The 17,774-nt window shown below is 72.9% G+C and carries 19 protein-coding genes; 10 read left to right on the top strand and 9 right to left on the bottom strand.

Going from position 1 to position 17,774, the window contains the following annotated elements; genetic code table 11:
• The first annotated feature begins 30 nt into the window (after positions 1-30).
• From QPJ90_RS02100 to QPJ90_RS02080, 5 genes are read left to right on the top strand one after another with little or no spacing between them, the layout of a single operon-like run.
• A complete protein-coding gene (locus tag QPJ90_RS02100; protein WP_290132825.1) occupies positions 31-309 on the top strand; it encodes a hypothetical protein in 279 nt (92 codons plus the stop codon).
• Positions 310-933, top strand: coding sequence for a hypothetical protein (locus QPJ90_RS02095; RefSeq protein ID WP_290132824.1), 624 nt, complete (start codon positions 310-312; stop codon positions 931-933).
• Positions 930-1,973, top strand: coding sequence for a hypothetical protein (locus QPJ90_RS02090; protein ID WP_290132823.1), 1,044 nt, complete (start codon positions 930-932; stop codon positions 1,971-1,973). The genes QPJ90_RS02095 and QPJ90_RS02090 overlap by 4 nt, the downstream gene beginning before the upstream one ends.
• A complete protein-coding gene (locus QPJ90_RS02085) occupies positions 1,973-2,566 on the top strand; it encodes an ATP-binding cassette domain-containing protein (protein WP_290134144.1) in 594 nt (197 codons plus the stop codon). Before QPJ90_RS02090 ends, QPJ90_RS02085 begins: the two co-directional genes overlap by 1 nt.
• Before the next feature lie 23 nt (positions 2,567-2,589).
• Positions 2,590-3,666, top strand: coding sequence for a hypothetical protein (locus QPJ90_RS02080; protein WP_290132822.1), 1,077 nt, complete (start codon positions 2,590-2,592; stop codon positions 3,664-3,666).
• A 64-nt stretch (positions 3,667-3,730) separates the two neighbouring features.
• Here QPJ90_RS02080 and QPJ90_RS02075 read toward each other — a convergent pair whose 3' ends face one another.
• Complete coding sequence (locus QPJ90_RS02075; RefSeq protein WP_290132821.1) at positions 3,731-4,600, bottom strand: VOC family protein; 870 nt, start codon at positions 4,598-4,600, stop codon at positions 3,731-3,733.
• Positions 4,601-4,720: 120 nt separating this feature from the next.
• Between QPJ90_RS02075 and QPJ90_RS02070 the strand changes: the two genes are divergently transcribed.
• From QPJ90_RS02070 to QPJ90_RS02060, 3 genes are all read left to right on the top strand, one after another.
• Entirely contained in the window at positions 4,721-5,245 is a 525-nt protein-coding gene (locus tag QPJ90_RS02070; protein WP_290132820.1) for a hypothetical protein, read from the top strand.
• Positions 5,242-5,883 carry a signal peptidase I gene (gene lepB, locus QPJ90_RS02065; protein WP_290132819.1) on the top strand — a complete coding sequence of 214 codons (642 nt, stop codon included), beginning with the start codon at positions 5,242-5,244 and terminating at the stop codon, positions 5,881-5,883. The genes QPJ90_RS02070 and lepB overlap by 4 nt, the downstream gene beginning before the upstream one ends.
• 99 nt (positions 5,884-5,982) lie before the next feature.
• On the top strand, positions 5,983-6,798 hold the full coding sequence (locus tag QPJ90_RS02060; protein WP_290132818.1) for a helix-turn-helix domain-containing protein: 816 nt from the start codon (positions 5,983-5,985) through the stop codon (positions 6,796-6,798).
• Between the two features lie 46 nt (positions 6,799-6,844).
• On the opposite strand, the gene QPJ90_RS02055 is transcribed toward QPJ90_RS02060, so the two are convergent.
• From QPJ90_RS02055 to QPJ90_RS02035, 5 genes are read right to left on the bottom strand one after another with little or no spacing between them, the layout of a single operon-like run.
• Complete coding sequence (locus tag QPJ90_RS02055; protein WP_290132817.1) at positions 6,845-7,189, bottom strand: hypothetical protein; 345 nt, start codon at positions 7,187-7,189, stop codon at positions 6,845-6,847.
• Between the two features lie 9 nt (positions 7,190-7,198).
• Positions 7,199-7,825, bottom strand: a complete 627-nt coding sequence (locus tag QPJ90_RS02050; RefSeq protein ID WP_290132816.1) for a response regulator transcription factor — start codon at positions 7,823-7,825, stop codon at positions 7,199-7,201.
• Positions 7,822-9,096, bottom strand: coding sequence for a histidine kinase (locus QPJ90_RS02045; protein ID WP_290132815.1), 1,275 nt, complete (start codon positions 9,094-9,096; stop codon positions 7,822-7,824). Before QPJ90_RS02045 ends, QPJ90_RS02050 begins: the two co-directional genes overlap by 4 nt.
• Positions 9,097-9,119: 23 nt before the next feature.
• On the bottom strand, positions 9,120-9,935 hold the full coding sequence (locus QPJ90_RS02040) for an ABC transporter permease (RefSeq protein ID WP_290132814.1): 816 nt from the start codon (positions 9,933-9,935) through the stop codon (positions 9,120-9,122).
• Positions 9,932-10,855, bottom strand: a complete 924-nt coding sequence (locus QPJ90_RS02035) for an ABC transporter ATP-binding protein (protein WP_290132813.1) — start codon at positions 10,853-10,855, stop codon at positions 9,932-9,934. The genes QPJ90_RS02040 and QPJ90_RS02035 overlap by 4 nt, the downstream gene beginning before the upstream one ends.
• A gap of 162 nt (positions 10,856-11,017) precedes the next feature.
• Here QPJ90_RS02035 and QPJ90_RS02030 point away from each other — a divergent pair, with 162 nt between their 5' ends.
• A complete protein-coding gene (locus tag QPJ90_RS02030) occupies positions 11,018-12,214 on the top strand; it encodes a GAF domain-containing SpoIIE family protein phosphatase (RefSeq protein WP_290132812.1) in 1,197 nt (398 codons plus the stop codon).
• Between the two features lie 103 nt (positions 12,215-12,317).
• Here QPJ90_RS02030 and QPJ90_RS02025 read toward each other — a convergent pair whose 3' ends face one another.
• Together QPJ90_RS02025 and purD are read right to left on the bottom strand one after the other, a co-directional pair.
• Positions 12,318-13,184 carry a phosphoribosylaminoimidazolesuccinocarboxamide synthase gene (locus tag QPJ90_RS02025; protein WP_290132811.1) on the bottom strand — a complete coding sequence of 289 codons (867 nt, stop codon included), beginning with the start codon at positions 13,182-13,184 and terminating at the stop codon, positions 12,318-12,320.
• On the bottom strand, positions 13,181-14,449 hold the full coding sequence (gene purD, locus QPJ90_RS02020; RefSeq protein ID WP_290132810.1) for a phosphoribosylamine--glycine ligase: 1,269 nt from the start codon (positions 14,447-14,449) through the stop codon (positions 13,181-13,183). The genes QPJ90_RS02025 and purD overlap by 4 nt, the downstream gene beginning before the upstream one ends.
• Before the next feature lie 58 nt (positions 14,450-14,507).
• Between purD and QPJ90_RS02015 the strand changes: the two genes are divergently transcribed.
• Positions 14,508-14,870 (top strand): sterol carrier family protein, encoded by a 363-nt coding sequence (locus tag QPJ90_RS02015; RefSeq protein ID WP_290132809.1) that lies wholly within the window; start codon positions 14,508-14,510, stop codon positions 14,868-14,870.
• 279 nt (positions 14,871-15,149) lie between these two features.
• Here QPJ90_RS02015 and QPJ90_RS02010 read toward each other — a convergent pair whose 3' ends face one another.
• On the bottom strand, positions 15,150-17,735 hold the full coding sequence (locus tag QPJ90_RS02010; RefSeq protein ID WP_290132808.1) for a LuxR C-terminal-related transcriptional regulator: 2,586 nt from the start codon (positions 17,733-17,735) through the stop codon (positions 15,150-15,152).
• Positions 17,736-17,774 lie beyond the last annotated feature (39 nt).

Here is a 17,774-nt window from a genome sequence, read left to right as displayed (position 1 = left end):
TACATCACACGTCATGCGAAGGGGAGATCGATGTCGATCAAGAACGTGTTGCTCGGGGTGGCCGTGCTCGGGACCGTCGTCGCCGGAGGGGTCGCGGTGGACACTGCCACAGCGCCCGAGGCGAAGGCTGCCTGCTACGGCTCCGTGACGCTCATGCAGGGGAAGAACAACAGCTGTTCCAGCGCGCGGCACTGGAACGCGATCAAGAACGCACCGTCGAAGTACGGGGAGTGGGTGGGCAAGGGGAAGATCTCCCGACAGAAGCTGTGCTGGGCCAACGTGGTCTCCTACGGCATGACGGCACGGTAGGTGGACCGCGTTCGGAGCGGTCGCGGCGCACTCGGCGTCGCGGCTGCCTGCATCGCAGTCCTCGTCGCCTCGGGTTGCGCGAGTACGGCGACCGGCGGTCCGACGCCGGGGTCGACGGCCGCACTCGAGGAGGCCGGGCCGTGGGCAGACGACTTCGGGGCGGCACTTGCCGACGACGTCTCGCCCTTCGAAGCGCGGATCCTCGCCGACGGTGCGGTGTCCAGCGAGGAAGTCGAGGCGGCGCACGATCGTGTCGGCCGGTGTCTTGCCGACTCCGGCTTCGGGATCGACTACGACCCGGACGGCGGGTTCGAGTTGCAGTCCCTCGACGATCGATATCCGGACGACTTCTTCGAACGGTCCGATCCCGTCCTCCGATCCTGTGAGCGGAAGTCCGACGAGTACGTCACCTACCTCTTCTCCGAGACGCGTCGGAATCCTGATCGGCTGGACGAAGCGACGATTACGGTGCCCTGCCTGCGTGATACGGGCCTGGTGGGAAGTGAGTACACCGAGCAACGATGGCGAGCCGACTACGAGGCCGGTTCGTTCCCGTTCGACGAGACCGCCGACGCTGCCGTGCAGTGCCGCCTCGATCCGCTCGGGCTCTGGCGGACGCCGTGAGGGGGCTCCCCTCGGCGACGGTCGTCGGACTCGTGGCGATGGTGGTCGCAGCGGGGACCGCCACGACGGTGGTCGTGGCGTTCCCCGCCGAGCCTCCGTCGTCGCTCCGCACCGCCACCCCTGCGTCGACCGTCCGGGTCACCGACCGCGAGGACGCCGACGAGCGACAGGTCCAGGTCGCGCTCGACACCGGGGCGCCACGGGCCGTCGTGACCGCGAGAGCGGGCACGGTGACGTCGTCGACGTGCTCCACGGGAGCGGTGCTCCGCAGTGGTGACGTCCTGGCGACGATCGACGGTGAGGCGGTGATCGCGCTGGCCACGGACGTCCCGCTGTGGCGTGACCTGGAGCTGGACGACCGCGGCGACGACGTGCGCGGGCTGCAGCGGGCGCTCAACGTCGGTGGTGCCGGGCTCAGTGAGGACGGCATCCTGGGACGGGGCACGCTCCGGTCGGCGGTCCGGTTCCTCGCAGAGCGCGGAGTCCGACCGGGGGAGGGGGCAGACATCCTTCCCCGCGCCCTGTTCAGCTGGGTGCCCGCGGCCGAGCAGACGGTCCGATCCTGTACGGCGACCGTCGGCGCGGCCGTCGGCGCGGACGGTGTGCTCGCGGAGCTCCCGGCCGAGCTCCGCGGCGCGCGACTCGACTCACTACCGATCGACCCCGTGCCCGGGGCGCGCGACCTGCGCATCAGCGGGACCACCGTCGAGGTCGACGACGGCGGTGTGGTCACGTCGACTGTTTCCCTCGCCGCGATCGCCGCCCTCCCGGAGTACGCGGCCACCGTCGCCTCGGCCGACGGGGTGCCGACGATCTCAGCGACCTGGGCGCTCCGCCGGCCCAGGACCGTGCAGGTCCTCCCGCCGAGTGCGCTGTACGCGATCCAGGGGGCCACGGCGTGCGTGCAGCCGACCACCGGCGCGCCGGTGACCGTCGAGGTGCTCGGGTCCGAACTCGGACAGTCCTTCGTGCGCCCGCGGGACGGTGGGGCGCTGGACCGGGTGCGGGCAGTGCCGGATCGAGGGCGTCCGTGCCGGTGATGCTCGAGGGCGTCGGGCACGTGTGGTCGAACGGTGTCCGGCTGTTCAGTGGAGTGGACCGGACGTTCGCCGAGGGCACCGTCACCGCGTTGGTCGGGCCGAGCGGCTCGGGCAAGTCGACGCTGCTGGCGATCATCGCGGGCATGCTCCAACCCACCGACGGCACCGTGCACCGTCCGTCGACGTGTCGTCCGCTCTGGGTGTTCCAGAACCCGCACGGCGTCGCACGGCGCCGTGTCCTGGACCACGTGTCGCTGCCCTTCGTCGCCCGGGGCTTCGACCGCCGGACCGCGGACCTGGTGGCCTGCGACGTGCTCGACCGGTTCGCGCTGGGCGATCGGGTCGACGCGCGGTTCGCGGAGCTCTCCGGTGGTGAGGCGCAGCGGCTGATGCTCGCCCGCGGGATCGCGACCGCCCCGGACCTCATGCTCGTCGACGAGCCGACGGCGCAACTCGACCGCGCGACCTCTGCCGAGGTGAACAGGGCGATCGGGGCGCTCGCCGGTACCGGGACCGCGGTGGTCGTCGCGACGCACGACGACGACACGAGGGCCGCCTGTGACGACGTGCTCGACCTCGGGAGTCATCGGTGAGATCGTCGCCAGGGACGGGGCGCATGCGCATCGCGGAGGTCTGCCGGGAAGCCTGGCGCGACGTGGCGTCCGGGGCGTCGTGGGCCGGCACGTGGGCGATGGTCTTCGGTGTGCTCCTGACCGGCATCGTGGGGATCCGTACCGCAGATCTCGCGGGCGACGTCCGGTCGGCGGCGGCGTACGTCGCGAGCGGGGCTGCGACCACGGTGCAGCGCGCCGAGGGGCGCATCGACGGCCGTGCGTGCGACGCGCTCGCATCATCCGAGGGTGTCGTGGCCTCCGGTGCCCTTCGACGGGTCGAGCACGGGGCAGTGGCGGCGTCGCTGCCCGGGTCGGCGGTCCCGACCTACGAGGTCACGCCCGGGATGCTCCGTGTCCTCGGCGCTGGTGCGAGCGCCGAGCGGCCGGGCGTCGTGCTCTCCCCGTCGGTGCGCGAGTCGCTCGGGACGCGCCCGGGGGAGGAACTCGTCCTGGTCGACGGCACGACCGCGCCCGTGGCGGGGTCGTTCGCCTACCCGGACGACGGACGAGACCCAGACCTCGAACATGCGCTCCTGGCGCAGGCGGTGGACGACGGGCGCGCGTACGACGCGTGCTGGGTGACGGTCTGGCCCCAGCGCGACGCGACCGTGCAGATGCTCCGCCGCACGGTGCTCGCATCGACCGGCGCCGAGGACGAAGACCCTCCGACCCTCGGTCAGCTCAACCCGCGGCCCGGCGCGGTCTTCACGCCGTCCGGGGAGGTGTACGTCACCGTCCCGCTCGGTGCTGCGGCGCTCAGTGGTGTCGCGGTCGGCGGAGCCGCGGTGCTGCGTCGGCGTCTCTCGTTGGCCGCGGACCTGCACGTCGGGGTGCCACGGAGCGCGCAGGTGCTCGGGACCGTCCTGCAACACGCGGTCTGGGCCGGGGTGGCGGTTCTCGCTCCGGTCGCGGTCAGCGCTGTGGTGACGCGGGGGCTCCCGCCGGACGACGCGCTGCCGATCGTCCTCGGAGCGTGCGAGGTCGCGGCGGTCGGGTTCATCGCGACGCTCGCGGGCGGCGCGGCGGCGGCGAGCTGCGTCCGCGAGCGCGCGCTGCACCGCTACTTCCGAACGCGGTGAGGCGGCGGGTGGAGGCGAGCGATGAGACCGCTCGGCCCGCGCCTCCCGGTTCACTACGGAGCGGTCAGTCCCGACCGGGCGCGCTGACCTCGATGCGGTTCGCCCACGGGTCCTCGAACGCGACCGTCCGTCCGTCGTCGGCCAGCTGGACACCGTGGTGGCGCATGCGCTCGGTCAGGGAGCCGAGGTCGTCCGTGCCGGGGACCTCGATGCGCACCAGGCCGAGGCCGAGGGCCAGCTGCCGACGGCCGGCGCCGCGGGAGTTCCACGTGTTCATCGCCATGTGGTGGTGGTAGCCGCCGGCCGACACGAACAGCGCTTCGCCCCACCCGGCGGTCGTCGCGAAGCCGAGCTGCTCGACGTAGAAGGCCTTGGCCGTGGCGACGTCGCCGACGGAGAGGTGCACGTGGCCGACGCGTCCGGGCCGTGCGGCGGCGTCGTCGAGGGCGTCCTGGGTGAGGTGCTCGCGGAGGAAGGCGTTCGGGTCGAGGAAGATCGTGGCCATGTCGACGGTGCCGTGCGTCCACGACCACTCGGTGCGGTCCCGGTCCCAGTAGAGCTCGACGCCGTTCCCCTCGGGGTCGGTGAAGTAGAACGCGTTGCTGACGAGGTGGTCGGCGCTGCCGGTGAACGACTGCGGGTACCGCGTGGCGACGGAGTACAGCGCAGCGGCGAGGTCGGCGCGGGTGTCGAACAGCACCGCGGTGTGGAAGAGTCCGGCCTCGTGCGCGCCGGCGTGCTGCAGTTCGGGCGCGTGCTCGAGCACGAGGATCGGCACGACTCCGCGGCCGAGGACCGTCCGCCCGTGGTCCGACGTCAGGATGCTGAGCCGGACGCCCTCGGTGTAGAAGGCCGTCATGCGGTCGAGGTCGGCCACGCGGAGCGTGACCGCGCCCATGCCGGTGTCGCCGGCGAGGAGGTCCTGGGTCTGCATGGATCAAGTGTCGACCCATTTGGTTGACGCGTCAACCAAATGGGTCCGAGACGGCGACGGATCGCATCGCACTCGGCGTCCTGTCGGCGAGGACCGGTGCGGTGAGGCCATGATGGACGGATGCCACGACGTCCGGACCCGCGAGACCTGCCGGTCGAGCACGTCCGCGATCGGATGTCGTCGTACATCTACGGCAACATCACCGTGCTCAGCGCCGCCATCGCCGTCGGTCCGGCCGAGATCGAGCACGGCGCGGCGGTGCTGACGGTGCTCGCGACGGCGGTGCTGACCTACCTGGCACACGTCCTGGCGCACCTCGTCGCACACGGGATCGGCGCGGACCGCGACACCGACGACGACGTCCGACGCGAGAGCGCGGTGGTGATCGCTCGGAACGCCAACCCGATCGCGACCTCCGGCCTCATCCCGGCCGTGCTGTACGCCGCGGCCTGGGTGGGGTGGCTCCCGGCGGAGTGGGCGCAGATCGCCGCGGTCGTCATCCTCGTCGTGCGCATGGGGCTCGTCGGCGTGTTCATGCAGCGGTTCTCGGGGGCGCGTCCGACGTTCCTCGGGCTCTGGGGCGGCATCGTGCTCGCCGCGGTCGCGTTCGTGATCGGACTCGTGAAGGTGGTGCTGACGCATTGAGTGACGCGACGAGTGGTGCGACGACCGAGGGCAACGCGAAGCAGCGGAGCGGCTGGCGCTTCCTCCGCGACCTGGCGATCATCGTCGTCGCGGCGCTGATCGCCTCGTTCCTCGTCAAGACGTTCCTGGTCCGGTCGTTCTACATCCCGTCGGAGTCGATGGAGAACACCCTCCTCGTGGGCGACCGGGTGCTCGTCAACGAACTCGTCCCCGGGCTCGTGCCGTTGCAGCGCGGTGACGTCGTCGTCTTCACGGACCCGGGCGGCTGGCTCGGGACCGGCCAGGGCGACGACCTGATCAAACGGGTGATCGGGCTCCCGGGCGACCGGGTGTCCTGCTGCGGGGCCGACGGGCGGCTCTCGGTCAACGGGAAGGCCGTGGACGAGCCGTACGTCGTCCGCGAAGCCGGATCCGACCGGGTCTCCGGGACCGACTTCGACATCACGGTGCCGAAGAACCACATCTGGGTGATGGGCGACAACCGGTACGACTCCGCCGACAGCAGGGCGCACGGCTCGGTGCCCGTCGACGACGTGGTGGGACGCGCGTTCATCACGACGTGGCCCGTGTCCCGGTGGACGGTGCTGTCCCGCTACGGCGACGAGTGGGACCGGGTCCCCGACCGGGCGACGCGCTGACCGGTACGGGCGGGATGCGCTGAAGGTGCGAGCCGCGACCTCACTGCGGCGCGTTCGGGGGTGTCGTGGTCGGAGCGCCCACCCGGTAGCGTGCTCCCCATGCCGACGGACGATGCTGCGTTCGAGTACCAGACCGGCGGCGACGACGAACTCTCGGTGCGGCGAATCCGGACGAACGGCCCACAGGCCGGCACCATCGGACCGCGCCCCGACCACGTCGTGTTCTGGCTCGCGGACGGGCACGCCGTCGTCACCGCGGACGACGGCGAACGCTGGGAGGTCCGTCCCGGGCAGCCCGTGGTGCTCTCCGCGCCGGTGGCCTACGCCTTCGAGACGGACGCCACGGCCATGACGCTCCTGCACGTCGCACCGGCGTTGCTCGGCGACGCGGACGAGTCGTTCCGGTTCGTGCAGCCGGACCTCACCGACAACCGGACCGAGCCCCTGCGGACGCTGCTGCGCGACGCCGTCGACCGGGTGCTCGACGACGAGCTCCCGGACGCCGAGCGTCGAGCGCTCAAGCGCCGTGTGGCCAGGGTCGTCCTCTCCACCTACACCCGTGCGCGGTCGGACGTCGAGCAGCGCATGCACCGCGCGATCGCCTTCGTGCACGAGCACGCGAGCGACCCGATCACGGTCGCGGACATCGCGGACGCGTGCGGGTTGAGCGAGCGGGGCCTGCAGGACCTCTTCCGCCGGCGGCTCGCGATCACGCCGATGCACTACCTGCGCGAGGCCCGGCTGGACCGGGTGCACCTGGAGCTCGCGACGGGCGGCCGCCGGATCGTCACCGTGCGTGAGGTCGCACACAGGTGGCAGTTCGCGCACCTCGGGCGCTTCGCCGCGGCGTACCGAGCCCGCTTCGGGGAGAGCCCCCGCGAGACCCTCGCCCGGACGGCCGGTCGGCGCGGCTGACCGCTCCGCAGCGTGGCCGCGGGCGGGACGATCGGCTGACAGCCGCTCAGCAACCCGTCGTCGTCAGCGTGACGGTCGCCACCGATCCGTTCGACACCGTCGCGTGCTGCGTGCAGAGGTCCGCCGCACGGACGGTGACCTCGCCGAGGGGGACCCCGGCGAACGCCGCCGTGCCGCCCGGGAACACCCGCTGGTGCTCGGCGAGCTTGCCCGTCGCGGCGAACACCTTCACCTCGTAGGGGCGCTGCGCGGCGTTCCCCGACACCGTGACCGTGATCTGCCCGGTCGAGTCGTGGGCGCCGCAGCCCGCCAGGGTCAGCGCAGCGGCAGCACCGAGCACGAGCGACGTGGCGACACGGCGGAGCGGACGGCGGACGACGGGGCGGAGCACCGACCCAGGCTACGCCGTCCCGAGGAGCCACCCGTTGTCAGCGGCGACCCGGAGCGCCTCGGTGGCGTTCCGGGCGGTGGTCTTGCCGATGGCGGCGGACAGGTGGTTCCGCACGGTGCCCTCGGACAGGTGCAGTGACGCGGCGACCCCGGCGACCGTGGGGCTCGTGCGGAAGGCGATGAGGACGTCCGTCTCGCGCGGGGTGAGCGGCGAGGGGCCGGCGGCGAGCGACTCGGCGGCGAGGACGGGGTCGACCACGCGGAACCCGCCGGCGACCCGTCGGACGGCGTCGGCGAGCTGTTCGGCTGGTGTGTCCTTCACGACGAAGCCGGCCGCCCCCGACTCGAGGGCACGGCGGAGGTACCCGGGCCGTCCGAAGGTCGTGACGATGAGGGAGCGGCAGCTCGGGAGGTCCCGGGCGAGCGCGGCAGCGGCGGTGAGGCCGTCGGCGCCGGGCATCTCGACGTCGAGCAGGGCGACCGTGGCACCCGATGCCCGAGCCGCCTCGACGACCTCGTCACCGCGGGCCACCTGGGCGACGACGTCGATGTCGGGTTCGAGGGAGAGGAGCGAGGCGAGGGCGCCGCGCACGAGCGCCTGGTCGTCGGCGAGCAGCACCCGGATCGTGTCGGTCATCGTCGGCCCTTCCGTTCGACGCGCAGCAGGAAGCCCCCGAGGTCGCTCGTGCCGGTGGTGACGGTCGCGCCCACCGCGTCGGCCCGCTCCCGCAGCCCGCGGAGCCCGTTGCCGCCGACACCGGCCACGAGCGACGCCCGCCCGGCCCCGGCGCTGCCGGCCCCGGCGCCGCCGGTCTCGGCGCCGCCGGCTCCGGCGGCCCCGGCCCCGTCGTCCTCGATCGTCAGCGCCGTCCGGGTCAGGGTCACCCGCACCCGGGTGGCCGCCGCGTGCCGCAGGACGTTCGTCACACCCTCCCGGAGCACCCAGGCGAACAGGCTCCGGACGTCCCGAGCCGCCGCCGTGCCGTCGGCCGGCAGATCGGCCTCGAGCTCGGCGGCCGTCAGCGCGGCCCGGGCGGACACCAGCTCGGCCTCGAGGTCAGCCTCCCGGTACCCGCTGACCGCCTGGCGCAGCCCCTGCAGCGCCTCGCGGGAGAGCCGTTCGACGTCCTGCATCTCCGCCTTGGCCCGCGCGGGGTCGACGTCGACGAGCCGGCCTGCGAGCTCGGACTTCATCGCGACGACGGTGAGCGAGTGGCCGAGCACGTCGTGCAGGTCGCGCGAGAACCGGGTCCGTTCCTCGACGACGGCGAGCCGGGTGAGTTCGTCCTGTGCGACGTCGAGCTTGTCCTCCGCCTCGCGCTGCCGACCGAAGAACAGCATCGACGCCCCGACCGAGACCGTCACGACCGGCGCGAACAGGAGGCCGCTGGCCACCGCGCCGTCCCACCCGAGCGACGCGGCCACGACGACCTGGGCCACGATGACGGTGAGGATCCCCACCCCGGCGACCCAGAAGCGCTCCGCGACGAAGCCGGTCAGCGCGGCGACGAGGAGCCACGTCCAGACCGCGAGCGGCCCGACGACGAGCAGCAGCAGCCCGGCGAGGGCCGCGACCCCGGCGAGCACGAGGACCCGGGTGCGCATCCCGCTCCGCCACATCAGCTCGGGTGCGAAGAGGTACGTCGCGTACAGGACGAACAGTGCGAGCGTCGACCAGACGTGCGCCTCGAACGACCGGCCGTCGTTCCAGACGGCGACGAGTTCGAGCACCTGCCACAGCAGCGCGAACACGGCGCCGCCGTACCAGCGGCGCCGGCCGGCGCGGATGACGTCCTCGGTCGCGCCCGGCGGGACGGCCCACGGGAACGAACGGGGCGACGGCCTGGAGGCACGGCGCGCCTCCGCCCCGTCGCTCACGGCGACGGGGCGGGTGCGGGAGTCGGTCATGTCGGTCAGCGTAGGGCCACCGCTCACTGGCGCGCCGCGTCGCGGCGGTAGCGCCACACGATCACGGCGGCCAGGGCGACCGCCCAGCCCGTCAGGACGAGCGCCGGCTCGACCATGCCGGTGCTGCCGGTGGCACCGGCACCCATCTGGCCGATGCGGTTGAGCCAGAACGACGGCAGCAGGTGCGCGACCGAGCCCATCCAGCTCGGCATGATCGACAGCGGGACCCAGAGACCACCGAGGATGGCGAGCCCCATGAACACGACCATGAAGAGCGGCTGTGCGAACGACGGCTTCGCGAACTGTCCGATGAGGATCGCGATGAGGGCGAACGGGACGACGCCGCACCAGATGCCGAACGCCGCCGCGAGCCAGTGCCCGGGGTCGAGGGACGCGTGCAGGGCCACCACGGACACCGTGATCGTGATGCCGATGGACAGTGCCGCGAACGCCATCGCCGCGATGACCTTGGACACCATGAAGCCCCAGCCGGACAGCGGCGTGACGCGGAGTTGGCGGTTCCAGCCGATCGAGCGCTCGTTGACGATGGCGAAGGCCTGGCTGAGCGCGGCCATCATCGCGCCGTACGACGCCATCTGCAGCGTGGTGACGGTCAGGTAGCGCAGGCCGGTGGACTGGTCGGGCTGCGACCCGTAGGCGGCGCCGAACACCAGGAGCATCACCACCGGGATCGCGAAGGTGAACACCATCGCCTTGACGTTGCGGAGCTGACGGGCGGTCTCGAGGGCGACGTAGCGGATCGGGAGGCGACCCCGGACGGTGCGGGCGAGGGGACGGAGGGCGGGAGCGGCGACGGTGGTCGCGGTCGCGCTGGTCATGCGGAGACCTCCTGCGGGTCGGCGGTGAGGGCGAGGAAGGCGTCGTCCATGGTCGAGGCGACCACCTGGACGTCGTGCGCCTCCGGGAACGAGGTGAGGAGTGCCCGCAGCGTGTCGTCGCTGCGGTCGGTGCGGAGCGTGACGGAGTCGTGCCGTGCCTCCAGGCCGGTGACGCCCGGCAGGGCGCGCAGGGCGACGTGTGCGTCGGGGCCGACGCCGGCGAACCGGACCGACCGGCTGGACGCGATGGCCTTGATCTCGGTCGGGGTGCCGTCGGCGACGACGCGACCGGACCGCATGATGACGATGCGGTCGGCGAAGGTGTCGGCCTCGTCGAGGTAGTGGGTGGCGAAGACCACCGTACGACCCGCGTCGGTGAACTCGCGCATCGACGACCAGAAGGTGTGCCGGGCCTCGACGTCCATCGCCGCGGTCGGTTCGTCGAGCACGAGGAGCTCCGGGTCCGAGACGACCGCGACGGCGAACCGCGCCCGTTGCAGCTGCCCGCCGGAGAGCTTGTTCACCCGTCGTCCGGCGATCTCGGTGCACCGGGCCCGGCGGAGGGCCTCGTCGACGGGCATCGGGGTCAGGTGCGCGGCGCCGACGAGGGCGACCACGTCGCGGACGGTCATGTCGGGCAACAGCGCACCGCCCTGCAGCATCGCCCCGACCCGCCCGTCGACCACCGCCGCACGGGGGTCCTCACCGAAGAGACGGACCTCGCCGGCGGTGGGCGTGGAGAGCCCGAGTGCCAGGTCGACCGTCGTGGTCTTGCCGGCGCCGTTCGGCCCGAGGAGCGCGACGACCTCGCCGCGACGGATCGTGAGGTCCACGCCGTCGACGGCGTGCACGGCGCCGAAGCGCTTGTGGAGACCGCGCAGTGCGATGACCGCGTCGTCCGGGAGTCCTGTGCTGTTCATGGGCACCAATCTCGCGCCGATCGGGTCGCCGCACCGCTGCCGTCCGTCACGACGTCACCGTGACAATCGTCACGGCCGGACCCCCTCGCCCACGCTCTGGGGGTGCGCGTCCTCCGTTGTGGGGACACGCGGGCGCTCGCGGGCGGCGTTACCGTGGAGGGCATGAGCCTCACCACCTCGACGTCGAACGCCACCGCCCCGGACGCCGTGCGGCGGGCGGCGCTGCTCGCGGCGCTCGACGTGGTGGAGAGCGGTCCCGAGGAGCGGTTCGAGCGGATCACCCGCATCGCACGGGAGGCCTTCGGGGTCACCGGCTCCTTCCTCAACCTCGCGGGCGACTCCGTGCTGACGATCAAGTCGCAGCAGAGCGACACCCCGTTCGACCCGACGATCCCGCTGCAGGACACCTTCTGCGGCCGGACCCTGGGCGAGGTCGGCCCGGTCGTCGTCGAGGACGCCACGGCCGACGCCCGCTACGCCGACATGCCGATGGTGGTCGACGACCCGAACGTCCGGTTCTACGCCGGTGTGCCGCTGCGGCTCGGTGACGACGACGTCAAGGTCGGGACGCTCTGCCTCGTGGACCAGGCGCCGCGGACCCTCGGCGACGACGACCTGGCGCTGCTCGAGGAACTCGGGGTGTGGGCGGAGCGTGAGCTCGCCGCCGGTGCCGACGAGGACCGCCTCCGGGCCGTCCTGGCCGGGCTCGAGCCGACCGGGGTCACCGTCCCCGGGTACCGGGTCGCCGGCATGAGCGTGCCCCACGGCGTCGTCTCCGGTGACCTGCACGAGTGGCACCGCTCGGGCGACGACCTCGTGGTCACGCTCGCCGACGTGATGGGCAAGGGCATGTCGGCGGGACTCCTCGCGGCGAACATCCGCGGGGCACTCCTCGCCCGCGGCGACGAACGACCGGACACCGCGGTCGCCGGGCTCGAGGCGCAGGTCGCCCCCGAGCTCAGCCGCGCCGAGTCCTTCGCCACGCTCTTCCACGGCCGACTCGAACCGTCGACCGGACACCTCGAGTTCACGGACGCCGGACACGGGCTCGTGCTGCACCTCCGGGCGGACGGCTCCGAGACCGTGCTCCGCTCGTTCGACCTCCCGCTCGGCCTGCACCCCGCCGGCCTCACCCGGACGACGGGGTCGCTCGACCTCGGCGTCGGGGACGTGCTCGTCCTGGTGAGCGACGGCGCGCTCGAGCTGTGGGACTCGACGCTCGCGTCGCTGTCACGGCTCGGGGAGCTCTACCGCGGCGCGGCCGACCTCGACGACTTCCTCGGTCGGGTGCGCGCCCGGTCCGTCGAGCACGACCCGGGCGACGACCTGACGGTCGTGGTCGTGGCGCGCGACGCCTGACGCGGGCTGGTCGCGCCCTGCGACGCCGGCGCCGGTCCGGCTCGTCGTCCCGCTCCGAGACGCCGACGCCGATCTGGCTCGTCGTCCTGCGCGACGTCGTCGGTCAGGCGCCGAGTCGCTCGATGAGCTCGCGGTAGCGGGCGGCTGTCCGCTCGACGATCTCGTCGGGGAGCACGGGCGGCGTGCCCTGGCGATCCCAGTTCGCGCTCAGCCAGTCGCGGACGATCTGCTTGTCGAACGACTCGGTCCGGTTCGCACCGCGGGCGTCCCAGTACCGGCTGGAGTCGCTCGTGAGGACCTCGTCCGCGATCCGCACGACCACGTCGGCGTCACGACCGAACTCGAACTTCGTGTCGGCGATGACGACCCCGTGCTCGAGCGCGATCGCCGCGGCCTCGGAGTAGACGCGGAGTGACAGGTCGCGGAGCGTCTCGGCGTCCTGCTGCCCCACGAGCTCCACCGTCTGCTCGAACGAGATGTTCTCGTCGTGCTCACCCTGCGGCGCCTTGTACGCGGGCGTGTAGATCGGCTCGGGGAGGCGGTCACCGTTCGACAGCCCGGCCGGGAGCGCCACACCGCAGACACTGCCGGACTCCTGGTACTCGGCCCAGCCGCTGCCCACGAGGTAGCCGCGCACCACGCACTCGACGGGGAACATCGTCAGCGGCACCACGTGCATCGAGCGCGACGCGACCTCGGCCGGCACCGGGGTCCCGCCGGCGGACTCGGGCAGGAGGTGGTTCGGGACGTCGGACAGCCGGTCGAACCAGAAGCGGGACAGCCGCGTCAGCAGCTCGCCCTTGCCCGGGATGGGGGGCTCGAGCGCGAAGTCGTAGGCGCTGACGCGGTCGGACGCCACGAGGAGCAGTTCGGACGCGTCCGCGACCCCGGTGGTGCCGGTCGGGACGTAGAGCTCCCGGACCTTGCCCGAGGCGACGTGCTGCCAGCCGTCGACGACGGGGGCGCTCACCGGGCGACCTTCGCGGCGATGTCCGTGCGGTACTGCGCGCCCTCCAGCGTGATGTCGTGCAGGCCGGCGTACGCCCGTTCACGGGCCTCGGCGAAGTCGGCGCCGGTGGCGACGACGCTCAGCACGCGACCGCCGGTGGCGACGAGCTCGCCGTCGAGGAGCCCGGTCGCGGCGTGGGCGACCGAGACGCCCGGACGCGCGTTCGCGGCGTCGATGCCGGTGATGCGACGACCGGTGTGCGGGTTCTCCGGGTAGCCCTCGCTCGCGAGGACCACGGTCACCGCGGACTCGGCGCGGAACTCCGGCGCCGGCACGGAGCCGAGCCGTCCGGTCGCCGCGGCGAGCATGAGGCCGCTCAGCGGGGTCGCCAGGCGGGGGAGCACGACCTGGGTCTCCGGGTCGCCGAAGCGGGCGTTGAACTCGATGACGCGGACACCCTGCTCGGTGACGATCAGCCCGCAGTACAGCAGACCGACGAACGGCGTGCCCTCGTGCTCGAGACGCCGGACCGTCGGCAGGGCGACCAGGTCGGTGACCTCGGCGACGAAGGCGTCCTCGGAGGCCCATCGGTCGGTGAGCCAGGGGAGGGGCGAGTAGGCGCCCATGCCGCCGGTGTTCGGACCGGTGTCGCCGTCGCCGAGGCGCTTGTAGTCCTGCGCGGGGCTGAGCGGCCGCACGTCGTGCCCGTCGCTCAGGAAGAACAGGGAGACCTCTTCGCCGTCGAGGAACTCCTCGACCACGACGTGCCCGTGCTGGAGCCAGTAGGTGGCGTGGTCGACCGCTGCTTGCCGGTCCTCCGTCACGAGGACGCCCTTGCCGGCCGCGAGCCCGTCGGCCTTGACCACGTACGGTGCGCCGAGCTCGTCGAGCGCGGCCACGGCTTCGTCGACCGTGCCCGCGTACACGGGACGGCCGGTGGGGACGCCCGCCTCGGCCATGATCCGCTTCGCGAACGCCTTGGACCCCTCGAGCTGCGCCGCCGCCTTGCCCGGACCGAAGACCGGGATGCCGCGGGTGCGGACGGGGTCGGCGACACCCGCGATGAGCGGTGCCTCCGGACCGACGATGACCAGCTCGACGTCGTTCTCGATCGCGTACTCGGCCACGAGCGCTCCGTTCGTCGGGTCGAGCGACACGGTCTCGACGTCCGCGGCGATGCCGGCGTTGCCCGGCGCGACCGTGATGACGTGCCCTGCCTGCTCCGCGAGGAGGGCCGTGACGATGGCGTGCTCGCGGGCACCGGAACCGAGGACGAGGATTCGCACCCGGCCAGCCTACCGAGCGCTGGTGCCGCGTTGCGATCGGCGTCGTTAGCCTGTGGACATGCCCCGCAGGACGATCGACGACGAGGACGGACGGCGCGCGCTCGCCGCGGTGGTCGGGGGCGGCACACAGCGCACCGACGTCGCGACGGCGGTCCGGTGGACGCTGCAGCGGCTCGCCGAGGACGTCCCGGGCAACAGTGTCGAGGTCCGCGTCCCGCCGTTCGCGGCCGTGCAGGCGATCCCCGGTCCGCGGCACACCCGCGGCACCCCACCGAACGTGGTGGAGACGGACGCCGCGACCTGGATCGCCCTCGCCACCGGGACGCTGCGCTGGGACGAGGCGGTCGAAGCCGCGCGGGTCAGCGCGTCCGGTTCGCGGGCGGACCTGACCGACTTCCTGCCGGTACGACTGCCGGCCTGACCTGCGGCCCGCGCTGCGACGGGAGATCGCTCGCGAGGCGAAGCGAATTAGGTAGGTCCTACCGATGCGCCCCACGCAACCGGTTGCCTATCGTGGAAGTCGCCGGGATTCGGACCCGACCCGAACGGGTCCGAACCCGGCGACACGCCACACGTTACGCGATTTCCGACCAGCTGTGTCAACCATTCGGCGCGTCGTGCTGCATCCCGCAACGCAGATTGCGGTGCGGGACCGTACCCGCTGGTCGACCGGAGGGGCGTCGAGCACCTCCGACAGCGTTCAGAGCAGCTCGGCGAGCTCGGTCCGCGCGTGCAGTTCCCACTTCTGGAACACCCGCGACAGGTGGGCGTCGATGGTCCGGACGGACAGCCCGAGCGTCTCGGCGATCCGTCGGTTGCTCAGCCCCTCCGCCGCGAGCTTCGCGACCTCGTACTCGCGGTTCGTCAGTGGCGGCTTCGTGTGCCCTGCGGTGACGGACATCCCGTGCGAGGCGAGGACGCCCTGCGCGACGATGACCCGTGGTCGGTCCCGGGCGCGGACGGCGTCCAGGTACTCGACGATCGCCGCGGCGAGGGGCCCGTCCACCCGCTGGGCGGCGCCCCGCAGCCGGTCCGCGGAGGGTCCGTCGTCCCGACCGGCCTGCAGGTCGTTCGCGTAGTGGAGCGTCTGCCCGTACATGACGTGCGTCCACGAGCCCGCGGCGCTCGACCGCTCGATGACCTCGTCCATGTGACGCTGCCCCTCGGGGTTGCCGAGGAGCCACTCCGTCCACGCGATCGACACGGCCACCTGTTCGCCCGTGATCCGCATAGCGCGCAGGGGCGTCGTCCGGGCCCGGTCGAGCGCGACCGCGGCCTCCTCGAGCCGACCGGCGTAGGCGTAGGCCATGGCGAGCCGGGCCCACGGGTACGCCGCGAAGCCGCCGTGGTCCGCGACGTCGTAGCGCTCGCACGCCGCCGAGAACGCGGCGATCGCGTCGTCCCACCGCCGCTGCCCGATCGCGAGGTTGCCGTCACCGATGAGCTCCAGCGTGAAGTCGTACATGAGGTACGGGCTCGACCGTCGGACCGGCACCTCCGTGAGCAGGTCGGCGACGTCCCCGCGCCACACCTGCACCTGGTGGAGGACGGAGACGATCTCCCCGACGCTCCACGGCGCGTCCTCGAGGTTCACCACCGCGGTCTGCAGGGCCTTGCGTGCCAGGGTCACGGCGTCGTCGAGCCGCCCTGCGGTGGCCAGGCCCATCACGGCGCACGGCGCGACGCAGAGGAAGCCCAACGGCACGGTCGGGGCGTGCACGATGCCGGTCGCGTCCACCTCGGCGCGGACGCCGGCGAACCGACCGCCCCACCCCAGGTGCGCCAGGCGCAGGAGCCGGAGCCGCTCGGCGGCCTCCGGACCGACCAGCTCGGTCGCGGCGTCGGTGAGCGCCACCGCGGCGTCGACGTCGTCGTCGTGGAACTGGCGGATGTTCGCGAGCGTCTCGCACGCCTCGATGACCGCCGCGTCGTCCACGTCGTCCGACGTGCGCGCGATCGACCACGCGGCCTCGGCGTCCGCCCGACCGGCCTCGCGACCCGCGCTGTACGAGTGCGCCAGCGATCGCAGCACGAGGGCCGCGATCCGCCCCGTGCACGACAGCGACGTCCGGAGTGCGGCCGAGGTCAGGGCGATCGCGCTCTCCAGCTCCTGCAGTCGGACCGCGACCTGCGCGGCGTCGAGCAGGGCTTCGGTCGACGGCTGCACGCCGCACTCGAGCGACCACAGCGCCGCTCGGAGCCGGGCTGCCGGGGGAGCGCCCTCCGCGCGGTCGGCGCGGAACGCGTTCGCACGGGCGAAGAGGAGCGTGCGACGGGCGACGGGCACGAGGGCGCGGACGACCTCGCCGACGAGGGGGTGCGACGGCCGCACCACCACGGTCCCGTCCTCGGTCGAGTCCATCCGCACGAGGCCGAGCGCGACGACCCGGTCGATGTCCCCGCCGGCCACGAGCGCGAGCAGCCGGGGGAGCGGGATCGGGTCGGCGAGCGCGACGATGTCGACGACGTCACGGAGGTCCTCGGGCAGCGTGCCGAGCTCCGTGCGGTACATGTCGGCGAGGCTGTTCGACGCCGTGACCCGTCCGCGCCAGTACCACCCCGACGCGGTCTGCTCGAGCGCCCCGGAGGCGAGGGCGGCGCGGACGACCTCGCGGACGTACAGCGGGTTGCCCGCGGTCGCGCGGTGCACGCGTTCCGCCGATGCGTTCTCCAACGGGGCGCCGAGCGCGGTCGCGATGAGGTCGGTGGTCGCGTGGAGGTCGAGGGGCTGGAGGTCGATGCGTTCGAGCAGGTCGTCCTGCCACAGGGCGCGGAGGGGTTCGGGCAGCGCGGTGAAGTCCCGACAGGTGAGCACGAGCCGGGCGTCCTGGTGGCGGACGAGCCACGCCACGTACCGGGCGGAGATCGCGTCGAGGTGGTCGGCATCGTCGACACGGAGGAGCACGTCGCGGTCCGCACCACCGAGCGACCGGAGCCGCTCGGCCGCCTGGCGTTCGTCGGCGAGCTCCGCGAACGTGGTCGGCAGTTCGCCGAAGTGTCCGGAAACCGCGTCGAAGGGCATCGACCGGCCAGCCGCGACCGCCGTGATCGGCACGACGAGTGTCCTTCCCGCGGCGTCGCGACCGACGACGCGGTCGGTGATCCGTTCGGCGGCGGTGGTCTTCCCGAGGCCCGGAGCGCCGACGAGCGCGACGCTCCACCGGTGCTCGGCGACGACGGCGACCGCGCGGTCCTCCTCCTCGCGGCGGGCGATCGGCCAGGCGATCCGCGCGGGCGGGCGGCGGTGGGGACCGGACCGGTGACCACGCTCGGTGCGTCCGCGCATGCGTGTCACCTCGTTCCCTCCCCACCCGTCGTCAGGGCG

Source organism: Curtobacterium sp. 458, assembly GCF_030406605.1.
In the GTDB taxonomy this organism is placed as follows: domain Bacteria; phylum Actinomycetota; class Actinomycetes; order Actinomycetales; family Microbacteriaceae; genus Curtobacterium.
The sequence above is the reverse complement of the archived record's forward strand: the minus strand, read 5'-3'. Positions and strand labels throughout refer to the sequence as shown.